Below are 15,294 nucleotides of genomic sequence, written 5' to 3'. Positions count from 1 at the left end.
AATTCTTAGTGTTTAAAGAATCTGTTTAATTCTTTTTTAAGATTTTAAAGGTTCGATTTTAAAACCTGATTTCTCTACGATCTCGATAACTTCCTGTTCCGATATCCCATCTGTCTTAACTGTAAGTACTTTATCTCTACTAGCAACGTCTACTTCCCAATGGTTAATACCCGTTTTATCAGTTAGAAAAGGAGTTACTTTGGTTACACAGCCACTGCAGTTAATATTGGTCTTGAATTGAAAATTTTGATTATTGCTTTCCATTTTATTTTATTTTTTAGCGTTTGTTTATAGTACAAATTTCAGTAAAAAAATACGGTGGCACTTTACGTTATTTGCTATTTGATTTGTAATATTTACTGATTATAGTCATGCTATTGATTATGCTATTTTTATTATCGTGTCATGTGTAATCTTGCTCTCAATAGTATCCCGGATAGTGTTTAGACGGCATCATACTATTATGCGAAGACAATGGAAACAGACTGATCTAAAGGATAGCTCTGGCAAAGTAGAATTTTACCTTCAGTGACTTCTTCATCCGAGAGGGCATAATTGTTTACCATTTTGATCTGGCCATTTTCTTGGATTGCCCAGCAAGAACCGCAGGTGCCTTTTTTACATGAACTGGGCACCTGAATGGCATGGGCACTAATGGCTTCTAAAAGGGATTGTCCTGGTTGTACATCAATGAGAGAAGTACACTCGTAGGTCTGTTCTTCATTGTCTCTGTAATGAGTCTCAAAGTAGCTGACCAGTATTTCTCTGTGCTCTTCGTTCTCGATAACGATGATCTTATCGGTTATGACCGGATCAAAATATTCGGTATGGATATTTGATTCGGGTATCTGTAAAGCGCGCAGTGTCTCACGATACAACTGCATCAGTTCTATTGGACCACATATGAAGTAATGAGCTTTATTTTTTTGCTTTATATACTGTCCGATCAAGCTTTTAATGATCGGTTGAGAAAATCGACCGGAGATACTGTTAATGCCTTTAATCTCTTTATTAAGACGCGTAAATGAATGAAAAATACGCAACTGCTTGTTCTTTTCCATTTCTTCCAGTTGGAATTTGAATATGGTATCCTCCGGGCTGCTGGTAGAATATAGCAACAGAGGGGGACAAGCTGTTTTAATAAGACTTTTTAGCATAGAGAACAAGGGTGATATTCCACTTCCACCTGCAAGAAAAACAAGTTCTGAATCAGGGATAATATGTTTCTTCAAGATAAAGTTGCCTATAGGTGCATCGATATCCCACTCGCTAATATTTTTTGCATTGTCCACTAGATAATTGCTCATTTTTCCACCAGCAACTCGTTTAACTGTAATGGACGGAAATTTATCGGCAGGTGCGGAGCTAAAGGAATAGGATCTCTGTAGGGGTTCTCCGTTAACAATACAGGAAATATTAAGATACTGACCAGGCTGATATTCAATCGTATCCTGGTCAGTACTGAAAAATATGGTTACAGCATCTTTAGTCTCCTGTATAACCTGATGCGTGGTCCATTTATATTTTTTCATATGGTTTTAACGTTTACTTTTTAAGTGTCTTAATGAAAATTACAGCCATGACTGCTGCAATGAGACATATGATGGAAGCTGCAAAAAAACCGGTTTGAAAACCTGTGTTCAAAGCGGTAGCTTCTGTGACTCCTGTTGCTTTTATAGCATTGGTTTTTGCCGCGGAAATGGCAACTATTATAGCCAGTCCTAGAGCTGAACCGATTTGATAGCTGGTATTTACCAGACCGGAAGCAAGGCCGGTTTCCTCAGGTTTGGCACCTGACATCGAAGCGATAGTGTCAGGTATATACGTTAGTGACATACCTAAAGCGCCTAATAAAGATGCTGGCAATACATTGATTATAAATGTACCATCAGGAGGGATTGTGCTAAAAAGAAGGAGTGAACCTGCTAGGGCAAGCAGACCTGCTACCATATTTGCTTTGAAGCCAAATCGAGCGACTAATTTACCTGTAAGACCAACCATCAGAAACATGATCGCAATTGTCATCGGTAAAAGAGCAAGTCCACTATTGAAAGCTGTGTAATGCAGGGTTTGCTGCAAGTAAAGATTGAGAAAAAACCATAAGGGTATCCATGCTGCCGCTAATAATGCCATCACCACGTTTCCTGATAAAAGATTAGGGACTTTAAAAATAGCAAGAGGAATTAAAGGCTCACTTTTCTGTTTCTGTATGATAATGAAAATAATGAACAGCAACAATGATAAGCCCAGTAATCCAATGGTTTGGACTGATATCCAACCGGCATTTTCTGCAGATATAATAGCATATACCATCACAATAAGGGCTACCGTTGCTAAAATTGCACCGACGATATCTACTTTTCCTTTACGGGTAGTTCCTTTGAACAGTAGTTTTTGACTGAAAAATAATACAGCAAGTCCTACTGGAATATTAATTAAGAATAACCAATGCCACGAGAGCCATTCGGTTATGGCTCCACCAAGGAATACACCGGCTGAACCACCTGCAGCAGCAGAAGCCCCCCAGAAACCTAATGCTTTATTGAGTTCTTTGGGATCGGTAAATTTGGACAGTACTAAGGTAAGTGCTGCAGGGGCTATAAGTGCAGAGCCTAAGCCCTGTAAAGCTCTTCCGGTATTGAGGGCGGCCTCTGACCAGGCCACACCCGCTAAAAGTGACGCTCCTGAGAGAATGGCAAACCCCCACATGAAAATCTTACGTGCGCCAAAGAGATCGGATAAACGTCCTCCTACCAATAAGAAACCTCCAAATAGAATTACATAGGCATTAAAAATCCATTGTAAGCCACTTTGTGAGTAGCCAAGATCGGCTTTTATTGCCGGTAATGCCACGCCAATAATAGAAGTGTCCATGATCACAATAAATTGTGCGGTACATAGTAAAAATAGTGCTGCCCAGCGTTTACTGTACGGAGCAGTTGGATTTATGGTACCTGTTTTATTTTTATTCATTTTTTATTTAATTAATGGTAAGTAATTATAGGCTTAGCTGCCCAACAGCATGTTTTAATTTTACATGTAGAACCTGTATCTTATATATCGCATTGAGGTTGTTGATCTTTGCTTGTGTCAATGCCAGTTCAGCATCTGTCAACTCAAGTCTTGACCCCAGACTGTTTTTGAAACGGTCATCTACCATCTGATGGTTTAATGTGGCAGACTGCACCGTTTTTTCTTGGATGTTTAATTGGTTAACTGCTTCCTTCCACTGACTGATCAACGTTGCCAGCTCGGTTTTAACTTCATCTTTTAAATCGCTTAATCGTATTTCTTCCTGTCTCATTTTGATTTTGGACTGGTTGATTTTGGACTTGGTACGGTTGCCATTGAAAACAGATACTGTAAGCTGGAGCCCTAAGAAGGATGTTCTGGGTAATGCATATTGACCAAACTTAAAATTATCCGCTTGTGCCTGCAGCTGATACTGACCGATTAGAGAAAGCTGTGGCAATAGCTCAGCTTGGATCACCTTCATATTTTTCTGTTGCAGTTCTATGGTAAGTTCTTGAATATTGAGATCTTTTCTGTTTTTTTCGGCAATAGCCAATGCGGCATCAACTTGATGAAACTCATGCTGACTTGTTTCGATGTTCAGTTCTAGATTGTCAGATAGCTCAATTTCTGCAGGATCTTCTAGTCCGATCAGTCTTTTGAGTTCAATGCCTGCTACCGTTACATTATTTTTTAAGTAAGAAACGGATGATTCCAAATTTGCGACAGCAACGAAGCTTCTTAATGTATCTGATTTTAAACCTCTGCCTTGGGCTAATAATGAACGGGAATCTTGCAGTGCTTTTTTATTTCTCTGAAGACTTTGTTCTAGTAGATCAAGCTGACTGTTCATCATCAACATATCAAGATAACGTGTAGAGACCAAAAGGGCAATCTGGCTTTTGAGGTCAGCTGTTTTTTCATTTTGAATCGATTCATTAATCTTTGAAGCTTTTGTCAGATGATGCGTACCAGGTGCAAGAATGGGCTGGTTGAGGGTAGCAAAAACATGATAGACATTTTTACCACCGACAGCCACATCTTGTACTGCTTTATCAGTACCTGCAAATGAACCCGGGAGGAAGATAACCTGTCTGTCAAAATAGCGTGAGTATGCAGCATTAGCCGAGATACTCGGAAGTAATCCACCTTTGACTTCATTGGTTATTTCTCGTGCATGGATTTCTTCCAGTATTTGCACCTGTATTGCTTTATTTCCCTGTTTTGCCATTTCCAAAGCATCTTTGAGTGCCAGCATTTTTTTCTGGGCATGCAATGGTTTACTGCTACCAATGAGTAGCAGTAGGGTAACGATATATAGGATATTTGTTTTCATTGAATTATAATTTGTGGTGATGTTCACTTGTTACGGTATACATGCTTTTCCTTTATTTTTTGCTAAGCAAATCGCTGCTTATTGCGGAGGAAATGAAACCATCATGAGCATATTTTTTCCCTTTTAGATTTATTTGTAACCCTATTCAAGATTTTTCGATCGCTTCATCGTTTTTTTTGTGTGGGTATGCTCATGATCTGTTTCAGTTTAACTTAATGTTGTATTTCGATAGCGCGCTCTTCAGTTGGTTCCTCAACAACAGCTTTTGGAGTTTTCTTACTTGATAAATACGAGTAAACTGCCGGAATGATAAATAGGGTGAGGATACCTGAAAAGACAAGTCCTCCGGCAATCACGATTCCTAATGACTGGCGGCTATTGGCTGTCAGTGCAATGGGTAATGCACCAAATATCATGGCAAGAGATGTCATAAGGATCGGTCTAAAACGCTGCTCTGCAGCTTGAATCGCAGCATCGTATTTCGAAAGGCCTGTTTCCTTGAGGTGGTTGGCAAATTCAACGATCAGAATTCCGTTCTTAGTAATCAGTCCTACTAATGTGATAATCCCGATCTGGCTAAATACATTTAAACTCTGCTCATACCAGTAAAGACTAAGCACTGCTCCAGCAATTGCCATGGGTACGGTAAGCATAATGGTAAGTGGATCGCGCATGCTTCCAAATTGTGCTGCCAGAATCATATAAATAAGTACGAGTGCCAGGATGAGCGTAAAGGTGATATTGCCTTGACTTTCGGTATAATCTCTGGACTGACCGGCAAGTGAACTTTTGAATGTTTCGCCCAGTACTTCTTTTTTTATTTTTTCGATTTCCTGTATACCTTCTGCGAGACTTACTCCTGGCGCTGTTGCCGCAGATACAGTTGCTGATGTATACTGATCATAGCGATAAATGGCCGCCGGACTAACGGCTTCTTCCATTGTTATCAGGTTATTAAGTGGAATCATCTGTCCTGAAGTTGAACGGACATAAATTGTATTCAGATCGCTTTTATCATTTCTGTACTGGCGGTCTAATTGTCCGATCACTTCGTACTGACGGTCGTTACGTAAGAAATATCCGTACCGCTGTCCTGAGAACGAGAGTTGTAAGGTATGGGCTATTTCTTCGATGGATACGCCCATCATAGAAGCTTTTGCACGATCGATATTTACTTTCACCTCAGGTTTGTTGATCTTAAGATCAGCGTCAATGAATAGCAGTTTTTTACTTTGGCGTGCAGCAGCAGGAATTTTGGAAGCACGGTAGTCAGACTATCTAAGTTCGGAGCCTGAAGAACATATTGAATAGGCATACCACCACCATAACGGGTTCCGATTGTTGGAGGTAAATAAGGGAAGAGCAGAAAGCCTCTAAATTTACCCGCAGCTGCTCCATATTGGTTATATAGATCCTGAATGCTGGATTTTCTTTCCTTTGGATCTTTAAGATAGATACTCTGCACGGCTACGTTGACCGGTGCTGGGGCCGGAATGAATGAAATAGCGACCATGGAGTAGGTTTGGTACAATCCGTCGGTCGAGTCATTTACATACTTTCCAACTTCGGTCATATGCTTTTTCATATAATCAAAAGAGACACCTTCAGGAGCTATAGCGATGAGGTTCATGTTGGAACGATCTTCTACAGGTGCTAGTTCTGAAGGAAGTTGCTTACCTATAGCATAAATAAGCAGGGTAGTGCCCGCTAAGAAGACCCAAGCTAACCATCGAACGCGCATAAATGCAATCAGTAAATAGCGTAGCCATTGTTTAGACTAACGAAAAAGGGTTCGGTGACACGATAGAACCAACTCGGTTTTTCTTTTTTCTTCAAAAAGTATGCACTTAGCATAGGGGTCAGTGTAAGCGCTACAAATGCTGAGACCAATACTGATCCTGATACGACAATGGCAAATTCTTTGAAAAGTTGTCCACTGATTCCACCCATAAAAATAATGGGTAAAAATACGGCTGCTAACGTAATTGTCGTGGAAATAACCGCAAAATAAATCTCTCTTGTACCTTTAAATGCCGCCTGAATAGGGGACATACCCTCTTCAATTTTTTTATAAATATTTTCTAACACGACAATCGCATCATCTACGACCAGTCCAATGGCAAGCACCAATCCAAGAAGTGTCAAGATATTGATCGTGAAACCGGCAATATACATAATGAAAAATCCGGAAAGAATGGATACCGGAATGGCAAGAACGGGAATAATAGTAGATCTCCAGTCTCTCAGGAATAGAAAGATAATCAAAACCACGAGTCCGAATGCTATGAATAAGGTTTCTTCGACCTCTTTAATGGATTCGCGTACGGAGCGCGTATAGTCGAACCCTACGATCAAACGATATTCTGAAGGAACTTCTTTTCTTAATTGATCTAACCTTCTGTAAAACTCATCGACGACTTCTATGGCATTTGCTCCACGTTGTATCTGAATAGCAACACCGACACCGATACGGTTCAGATTTCCTGTTTCGTTGATGATGGCAGTACGTTCATTCTCTTCTCCTAATTCGGCTGATCCAATATCTTTTAATCTTATGATGGTATTGTCAACTTGCTTAATGAGCATTTCTTCAAAATCTTTTACAGAAGTTAGGCGTCCCATCGTCCGGATGCTAAGCTCACTGTTGTTTCCTTCGATTCGACCTGCCGGCAAGTCAATATTCTCGCGGAGTAATGCTTGTCTTATATCGGCAGGAGTAAGTTGATATGCCGCAAGTTTTGCTGGTTCAAAGCGCAATCGCATAGCATACTTATGCTCGCCTACGATGGCTACATTATTAATACCAGGGATAGACTGCATTCTATCTTTGATAGTCGTAGAAGCAAGGTGACTTACTTCTTTTATATTTTTGGTGTCGCTTTCCACTTCCAGGAATGCCACCAGATTGTCTGGTGATGATGCCTTTTGTACGATTGGTGGATCGACATCGCTCGGGAGCTGTTTGCGAGATTTGGAAACTTTGTCTCTAACATCGTTCAGCGCATCCTCAATGTCAATTTCCCGATTAAATTCGATTGAAATAACACTTACCTGTTCTCGCGATTCGGATGATATGGTCCGTATGCCACTTGATTCGGCAATGGATTCTTCCATCGGTCTGGTCAGTTTAGATGCAATTACATCTGGACTTGCACCAGGATAGAAGGTAATGACCGTAATGACGGGTGGTTCTGTTAACGGGAATTCGCGGATACCTAGTTGTTTCCATCCTATTATTCCTAATATGACGATAAGGAGAGAAAATACCCCGGCCAAGACGGGTTTTTTTATACTTAAATCTGATATACTCATGAAGCTAAGATTTGAAATTAATTAATTTGACAGGACAGCTTTTACGGGAGTACCGTCTCCTAAGCGCAGCATATTGGAAACAATGATGCTGTCGTTTGGCATGATACCAGACGTTATGATTGCGTCCTTTTCTGTTCTGTTACTTACGGTGACTGCCATCGGTTTTGCAACCCCATTTTTGATCACAAAAACAGCATAGCCTTTTTCACCTGGTGCTAAAGCCTCAGTTGGAACTGTTATTCCTTTTGCACCTTGATTATTTACTTGGAAGTACACTTTAGCCGATAGACCTGCCCGGAATTGTCCGTCGGCATTATTTGTTATTGCTTGTACCTGTAAGCTTCTGCTTTGTGCTTCAAGACCTGGTTCTGTAGCTGCTATTGTAGCGAAATATTCGGTATCGGATAATTCGGATGTAAACTTAATTTTGCTTCCTGTCTTTATTAATGGTAAGTATTTTTCTGGGACAGAGAAGTTGATCTTAATAGCGCTTTGATCCTGTAAGGTCACGAGTGTCTCTCCGGGAGATACATAGGCTCCGAGATGTACTTTTGAAATACCAATTTTCCCGGAGAATGGCGCCCGGATTATGGTCTTTTCTAAATCTACTCGAAGCAGCTGTTCTTGTGCATTTAAAGATTCGAATCGCATAACGGCCTCATCATATTCTTGCGGTTTTACGGTTTCGGTTTTTAATAGATTGCCAAGTCTTTCTTTATTCAGTTTAGCGAGATTCAATTCGGCACCTACTTGTTTTAAACGGGATCTGATATCGGCATCATTGAGTTTGTAAAGTACGGTTCCTTGACTGATATAACTACCGTCTTTAAAAGATACCTGAGTAATCTTCTGAGGGAGCTCGCCAACTATGGAAACTTCTCGATAAGGCACCATGGTGCCGACGACGGCTTCTTTTTGATCGAGTTGCTCTTCCTGTGCGATGATGATATCTACGGGTAATTTACTGGCATCTGCGGATGGTGTTGGTGCTTTTTCTGACGTTTTTTCTTGTTTATTTTCACAAGAAATAAGTAAGATGCTTAGTATGGGAATTAAAATTCCTAATCTTTGTATTGTGTATTTGTATAACATGTTTTGATGTTTTATTTTTAACAATCGATTAAATTTCATTGCCAAAATTAGATACAAATGCGACCGCACTTTTACAGAATTACAGATAAGAGTTATGATATTTATTTTGATGTTTTATATCGTTTTTTGCTGAATGGCGTGAGTAGAATCGCTTAACATCTTGCCAAAAAATAGGAACTCCTGTTCATATATATAAACAGGAGTTCGAATAAATATTTGAATTAATTAATGCGGTCTATTACCGCTAATTTTCTTTAGCAGTTTTCTAAACTTGGTTTTTATTTTTTGATTGCTCTTCTATAATTGCTAGTTTATTGCGTTTCATTCTTTTATAATGGGAAGATGTAAAACCTGTGTATTTCTTCAACTGGTTTGACAGGTGTGCAGGACTACTGTACCCTAGACTATAGGCAATTTCAGATAAGGAGAGTTGTGTATAAAATAACAGTTCTTTTACTTTCTCTATCTTCCTTGAGATAATGAATTTTTCAAGTGTCCATCCTTCTGAAGATGAGAATAGTGCACTTAATGAATCATAATCTTTACGTAATTCGTCGCGGATAAGTGTTGAGAATTTAATGCGTTCGCCAGTGTCTAATTGTTTTTGAATGCCTTTTTCTACAGCGCTTTTAATCTGCGAGATGAGTCTCTGATCTTTGTTATATAGTAAATCAAAACCATACTTCTGCAACATGGTTTTGATAACTTGCTCTTCAAGGATTTTATCCCTTACTTTTAGAATTACTTCACCTAAGCGTATGTCGGAAATCTCCAAGCCAAGCTTTGGTAATTCTTCTGACAGAATGTATATGCACCTATCGCACACCATTCCTTTGATTAATAGTTTCATGGATAAAATAAATGTTTAATATTGATTGTGTTATGTGATCAAAATTGCGTTTTTATCAGTAATAAAATATTACGTTATTTCTTGTTTATTTTATGAAATTTTAAGAATCATGAAAATAATCGACAAATTTATTAGCATAAAAAATTACAAACTAAACAAGTAAAAGCAGCAATAATTTACGATCAATCATACAGATTTTTGTATGAAGTAAAAACGTGAAAAAAATGAAAAATAGACAAAATACGGAAGATCAAATTTTAAATGTGCTTAAAGATTATGAATCAGGAAAAAGTGGTACGGAGCTGTTTGCTAAATATGGTGTATCAGGGACAAATATTTTTGAACTGAAGAAAAAATCTAAGGACTTAGGGACAGATATCTTGAAAGAGTTTATAGATCTACATGACGAAAATTATAGGTTGAAAACGATGTATGCTGATTTAAGTTTGCAATATCGTAAACTGAAAGATGTATTAAAAGAGAATTTCTAAATGAAATATCCGATAAGTAGTATCTGTCGGGAAAAAGTGTTCAATAAAGTAGGTGTAAACAGGGTGTTATTATTAATCAGCTATAATCTAAACATAATTTCAGGGATACTTTATTGTGTTTTAAGGTATCCCTGAGATTTAAAATCTTTTAATTGCCACAACAACCTGTTGCGCAACTTGAGTCTTGTGTGATGTTATCAGCGACTTTATAACCCGCTTTTTCAATCGTTTCAATTACCTCCTTTTTTTCATTGTCATCTTCATAGTTGATGAACAACTTGCCACTTTCAATTTTTTCGATTGTAATGCCTGCGATACCTTGCACAGCACTGTTCACTCTTGTTTGGCAATGAGCACTCTGCATGTCTGGTATACTCAATTCTATTTTTTTCATTTTTAACTAATTTTGATATAGCAAATTACCGGATAGTTATTGAATCCTATATTACACTTTTTCCTATTTGATTTGCGATATTTACTGATGGAATGGTGTATTGTGTCGAAGTCGAGACTGTTCTCTGTAATTGATGAAGGTGGTTCAATAGAAAAGGCGGCCCTTAATGATGGAACCGCCGATTTAAATATTGTGCTTTTTATTTAAAGTCGAAATTATAGTTACTGTTTTTTTGCAATAGGTGTGTAGTCGGGAAGATTCGTTACTCTTATCGTATCGATCCCTTCCAAAGACCATGTAATAGGAAGCATGGTCATATAGCCGCATTTCGGACATTGGTCTCCTTCTATACCGATCATCTCCTTATGTGATGGACAACCTGTAATAAAATTACCATTTTTATCAAGTGCGTGACCGAGTTCATTTTCGTACTTGTTTACTCTTTTTGTTGCCCCATTATTCTGAGCAACTTCCGTATGATTGGGAGTATCTCCATCTTGATGATCATGTCCTTTTTTGCGCTTGTGTTATCGCTGGCACAAGCTGATAAAAATGCAATTGCCAAGGTCAGTATCGCTATTATAAATTTGTTTATTTTCATATTGTTACGATTAATAGTTTATCATCTTCTAGCTCTTATTGGGTTATTTTTTCCATTTTAACCGCAAGCTATTGCTTACCACACTTACACTGCTTAGGGCCATTGCTGCTCCAGCAAACATGGGATTGAGCAAGAAACCATTGATCGGAAAAAGAATTCCTGCAGCAATGGGAATGCCGATAAGATTATAGATAAATGCCCAGAACAGGTTTTGCTTAATTGTTGCTACAGTCTGTTTCGAAAGACGTATAGCCTGTGAGATTTTTGACAAGTCGGATGAAATAATAGTCATTTTGGCGACATCCATTGCTATATCACTTCCCTTACCCATGGCAATACTGACATCTGCCGTAGCTAGTGCGGTACTGTCATTAATACCATCGCCTACCATTGCTACTGTTTTACCTTCTTGTTGTAGTTTTTTTACAAAATCAGCTTTATGTTGCGGTAGTACTTCGGCCTTGTAGTTCGCTATGCCCGTCTGCTGCGCAATGGCTTTTGCGGTAGCTTCATTATCACCTGTAAGCATATACAATTCGATGCCCATCCGTTGCAATTGCTTAATGGCCTCAATAGATGTTTCTTTTATCTTGTCTGAGATTGCGAGTACGGCCAATGCTTGATGACTGTCTGCAAACCAGATAACTGTTTTTGATTGTTCACTCCATTTATCAGCTTGCAGCTGCAGTTCATCTGTAATACTGATATTGTTTTCCAGGAGTAATTTTCTATTACCTGCCCAATAATTTTCATTATTGTAACCTGCTTTTGCACCTTTGCCTGTTATACTTTCAAATGTGCTTAGTGAAACGGGAGCTGTACCTGCCATATGTTTAACGACTGCTTCAGCTAAAGGGTGTTCAGACTGTTTTTCTAAACTGAATAAAATCTGCTTTACTGTTTCATCCTCATTTAACCATTTGATACCGGTAACCTGTGGTTTTCCTTCAGTGATGGTTCCAGTTTTATCTAAAACAATCGCATTTACTTTTTTGCTAATTCAAGACTTTCAGCATCTTTAATCAAAATTCCATTTTCTGCTCCCTTACCAACACCGACCATAATTGCGGTAGGTGTAGCTAATCCCAAAGCACATGGACATGCAATCACTAATACTGTTACTGCAGCCAGAAGACCCTGTACTAAACCGCTTTCTCCACCTAATACAATCCATAACACAAAAGTGATAAGCGCAATGCCAATAACTACGGGAACGAAGATACCTGCGATTTTATCGACAAGTTTTTGTACAGGAGCTTTGCTTCCTTGTGCATCCTGAACCATTCTGATGATTTGAGCAAGCATTGTTTCCTTACCAACTTTGACCGCGGTAAATTGGAAACTTCCCTTCTGATTGATGGTTCCTGCAAATACTTTCTCATTTTCGATTTTCAACACAGGAACAGGTTCTCCACTTAGCATGCTTTCATCCACATACGAATTACCTGATTTTACTATACCGTCTACAGCAATTTTTTCTCCCGGTTTTACTAATATAACATCGCCTGCATTTACATCTTCTATTGCTGTTTGTTTCTCAGTACCGTCAGATTGTATTACCATCACTGTTTTAGGTTGTAATCCCATCAGTTTTTTATAGCCGATGAGGTGTTTCCTTTCGCTTTTTCTTCAAGTAGTTTTCCTAAGAGAATAAATGCGATAACCACGGCAGCAGCTTCAAAGTAAACGTGTGCGTGTAATCCTCTTGCATGCCAGAAATCGGGTGCAATCATATTGAATACACTGAATATATAGGCTATACCTGTGCTTAAGGCTACTAGGGTGTCCATATTGGCCGAACGGTGTTTTGCTTGTTTCCATGCATTGATATAAAAATCTTTACCTAACCATAGGACAACTGGTGTGGCAAAAAACCACATGATTTCATTGCCATAGGGCATATCCATAAAAAACATACCGATAGTCACTACAGGAAGTGAAAGTAGGATCGCCCAAATGGTTTTATTTTTTAGTGTACGGAATTTCTTTTCATGTATTGCCTCTAACGTCTCCTGTTCTTTGGCTTCGTCTTCAATGAGTAAATCAAATCCGATGGACTGAACTGCTTTTTGGAGCGCTAATGGTTGGTCATATTGGGAAGATACTCTACGGACAATCTTGCTGTAGCAAAATTGACAGCTGCATTGACGACGCCGTCAGCATATTTAACACCGCTTTCTGCACTGATGGCACAAGACGCACAGGTCATATTAAGGACAGGAAAGGATTGTTTTACAGTAGTAACGCCATAACCTAAATCCTGGATGGCTTTAACAGCCGCCGTCACGGTATCGGTATCATTGACCGTTATCGTTGCACGGCGATTGTTTAGCTCTACTTTGTGGCTTTCAATACCTTTAACCTGTGCTAATCCTTTATCTACAATCAAAGCACAATGTTCGCTGTCTACATCTTCTAAAGGAAGGAATATTGGTTGCCTATTATTCGTTGCCATATTTTGTATCTTTTATTTTATGATACAAAGTTGAGAACAATTAAGGTTTTGGGTATTGCACTTTAATGGAAAAGAGTTGTAAGATTTACACCTCGTCCAACGGTGTTCTTTTGTCTTCTTTGATCTGCTTGAACTGACTTGGTGTAAGCCCTGTTACTTTTTTGAACTGGTTGCTTAAGTATGCAACACTGGAATAGTTAAGGCTGTCAGCAATTTCGCTTAAAGACAATTCGTCGTATCCTAACAGTTCTTTGACTTTTTCAATCTTTTGGGCAATAAAGTATTTTTCGATCGTCGTGCTTTCAACTTCTGAGAATAGGTTTGAAAGATAATTATAATCATGTTGTAACTTATTGCTCAAAATATCGGATAGGTTATTTTTTGTTTCACTGTCTTGGTAATGTACCAACTCAATAATAACGTTTTTGATACCCTCAATGATTTGACTTTTTTATCGTCAATGACTTCAAATCCTCTTGCTAATAGATTTTCATTCAGCATTTTAATTTGATCGTCCGATAATTCTTGCTTCAAAGCCACTTTTCCAAGGGTCACATTTTCTGTTTGAATGTCAAGTTTTTTTAATTCACTCTGTACCACCATGATACAGCGGTCGCATACCATGTTTTTTATATATAGTGTTGCCATATCTTTTCTTTATATGCTAAAATAATGTATGAAATCGAACAGGTAAATGTACAATTAATATTTATAGGTCATCAATTTTTTAAAAATTTGGCGCTATTCCTAATTGCATATGCTTGTTGTTTATAAAGGATTAATGGGTATCATACTGCGACCCCTAATCGACATATGCATTGTTCGTTAAACTTCCTCTTTGATAAGAATCGGGTAGGGGTATTCTGTCTTTCTAGGATAAGTTTTTAGAGTTAGAGGAAGGTTTGCCGATATTTCTGAGGGCTGATTCCTATTAATTCTTTGAATAGGTTTGAAAAGTCGGAATACTGTCGTAACCGATTCTGTAAACAATTTCACTAATATACAGTGATTGATCTTCTAATAATTCTAATGCGAGCTGCATACGGCTTAATTTTATAAACTGAAAAATGGTTATATCTGTTTCTTTTTTAAATTGTCTTGACAATGTCCGCTCGGGAATATTTACGTGTTTGGATAAGGATGTTATTGTAATGTGTTCACTGATTGATTGCGTAATATATTCAACAACTTTTAGGAGTGACTCGGATTTTGGTGGTTGTGCATGAAGTTTTAGGGGGCTGACTAATATATATGATAACATTTTTTTTAAAGACGCTAAGCCAACTTTTTTCAGTTCTTTATCGGACCAATGTTGTACGCCAAAGGCTAAAAGATTATCCAGTAAGTTTGATGGAGAGAAAATAGCGATATTTCCCCAATGTGCAATAGGATATTGTTCCTTATTCAAATCAAGAAAGATCGTCTTGAGTTTTAAATTGGGCGATCTTGATATTAATTTATGTTTGACTTGCGCGTCAACATAAGCGTAGTGGCGGGCAGGAATACAAAAACTTCCCTTTTCTGAGTAGAGATATACGGCGCTCATTTCGGGGGAGATAAGCTGTGCTTTTTCATGATCATGTATCTCGGTATTAAATTGACCAAAATACCGGATCTCAATATTTCCATCTTCAATAACTTTTGTACAATCTAGTGTTGATATATAAGCTTTTGGCATAATTAGATAAGTATTGCTCTATTTTCAAATATAACAAAATAAAATCTGTCTTTATTTGGCAAAAAGAAATAGA

11 protein-coding genes and 3 pseudogenes are annotated in these 15,294 nt (G+C 38.3%); 1 reads left to right on the top strand and 13 read right to left on the bottom strand.

Translation table 11 applies throughout. The annotated features are described in order from the left end of the window. Positions 1-36 precede the first annotated feature (36 nt). The 8 genes and pseudogenes from L950_RS10685 to L950_RS10655 all read right to left on the bottom strand — a co-directional run bounded on the left by L950_RS10685 (position 37) and on the right by L950_RS10655 (position 9,602). Positions 37-264, bottom strand: a complete 228-nt coding sequence (locus tag L950_RS10685) for a heavy-metal-associated domain-containing protein (protein WP_021191694.1) — start codon at positions 262-264, stop codon at positions 37-39. A gap of 197 nt (positions 265-461) precedes the next feature. After that, the gene (locus tag L950_RS10680) at positions 462-1,532 is read right to left on the bottom strand and encodes a flavin reductase family protein (protein ID WP_021191693.1); all 1,071 of its coding nucleotides are present in this window, start codon (positions 1,530-1,532) and stop codon (positions 462-464) included. 13 nt (positions 1,533-1,545) lie between these two features. Further along, positions 1,546-2,973 (bottom strand): MFS transporter, encoded by a 1,428-nt coding sequence (locus L950_RS10675; protein WP_021191692.1) that lies wholly within the window; start codon positions 2,971-2,973, stop codon positions 1,546-1,548. 25 nt (positions 2,974-2,998) lie between these two features. After that, the gene (locus tag L950_RS10670) at positions 2,999-4,348 is read right to left on the bottom strand and encodes a TolC family protein (RefSeq protein WP_021191691.1); all 1,350 of its coding nucleotides are present in this window, start codon (positions 4,346-4,348) and stop codon (positions 2,999-3,001) included. A 212-nt stretch (positions 4,349-4,560) separates the two neighbouring features. Then, positions 4,561-6,089, bottom strand: a pseudogene (locus L950_RS35290) (efflux RND transporter permease subunit). 8 nt (positions 6,090-6,097) lie between these two features. Then, entirely contained in the window at positions 6,098-7,660 is a 1,563-nt protein-coding gene (locus tag L950_RS35285) for an efflux RND transporter permease subunit (protein ID WP_262507046.1), read from the bottom strand. Positions 7,661-7,681: 21 nt separating this feature from the next. Then, entirely contained in the window at positions 7,682-8,752 is a 1,071-nt protein-coding gene (locus L950_RS10660) for an efflux RND transporter periplasmic adaptor subunit (RefSeq protein WP_031289277.1), read from the bottom strand. 265 nt (positions 8,753-9,017) lie between these two features. Continuing rightward, positions 9,018-9,602 carry a helix-turn-helix domain-containing protein gene (locus tag L950_RS10655; RefSeq protein WP_021191689.1) on the bottom strand — a complete coding sequence of 195 codons (585 nt, stop codon included), beginning with the start codon at positions 9,600-9,602 and terminating at the stop codon, positions 9,018-9,020. 224 nt (positions 9,603-9,826) lie between these two features. Here L950_RS10655 and L950_RS10650 point away from each other — a divergent pair, with 224 nt between their 5' ends. Then, on the top strand, positions 9,827-10,093 hold the full coding sequence (locus tag L950_RS10650) for a hypothetical protein (RefSeq protein ID WP_021191688.1): 267 nt from the start codon (positions 9,827-9,829) through the stop codon (positions 10,091-10,093). Positions 10,094-10,241: 148 nt separating this feature from the next. On the opposite strand, the gene L950_RS10645 is transcribed toward L950_RS10650, so the two are convergent. The 5 genes and pseudogenes from L950_RS10645 to L950_RS10625 all read right to left on the bottom strand — a co-directional run bounded on the left by L950_RS10645 (position 10,242) and on the right by L950_RS10625 (position 15,221). Then, the gene (locus L950_RS10645) at positions 10,242-10,487 is read right to left on the bottom strand and encodes a heavy-metal-associated domain-containing protein (protein WP_021191687.1); all 246 of its coding nucleotides are present in this window, start codon (positions 10,485-10,487) and stop codon (positions 10,242-10,244) included. 221 nt (positions 10,488-10,708) lie between these two features. After that, positions 10,709-10,846, bottom strand: coding sequence for a hypothetical protein (locus L950_RS28580; RefSeq protein WP_156169656.1), 138 nt, complete (start codon positions 10,844-10,846; stop codon positions 10,709-10,711). Between the two features lie 285 nt (positions 10,847-11,131). Further along, positions 11,132-13,543 (bottom strand): annotated as a pseudogene (locus L950_RS10635) (heavy metal translocating P-type ATPase). A gap of 85 nt (positions 13,544-13,628) precedes the next feature. After that, positions 13,629-14,191: pseudogene (locus tag L950_RS10630) on the bottom strand (helix-turn-helix domain-containing protein). 283 nt (positions 14,192-14,474) lie between these two features. Further along, on the bottom strand, positions 14,475-15,221 hold the full coding sequence (locus tag L950_RS10625) for a helix-turn-helix domain-containing protein (RefSeq protein ID WP_021191684.1): 747 nt from the start codon (positions 15,219-15,221) through the stop codon (positions 14,475-14,477). Positions 15,222-15,294 lie beyond the last annotated feature (73 nt).

It is taken from the genome of Sphingobacterium sp. IITKGP-BTPF85, assembly GCF_001006065.1.
In the GTDB taxonomy this organism is placed as follows: Bacteria; Bacteroidota; Bacteroidia; order Sphingobacteriales; family Sphingobacteriaceae; genus Sphingobacterium; species Sphingobacterium anhuiense.
This window is presented reverse-complemented; position numbering and strand designations above follow the sequence as displayed.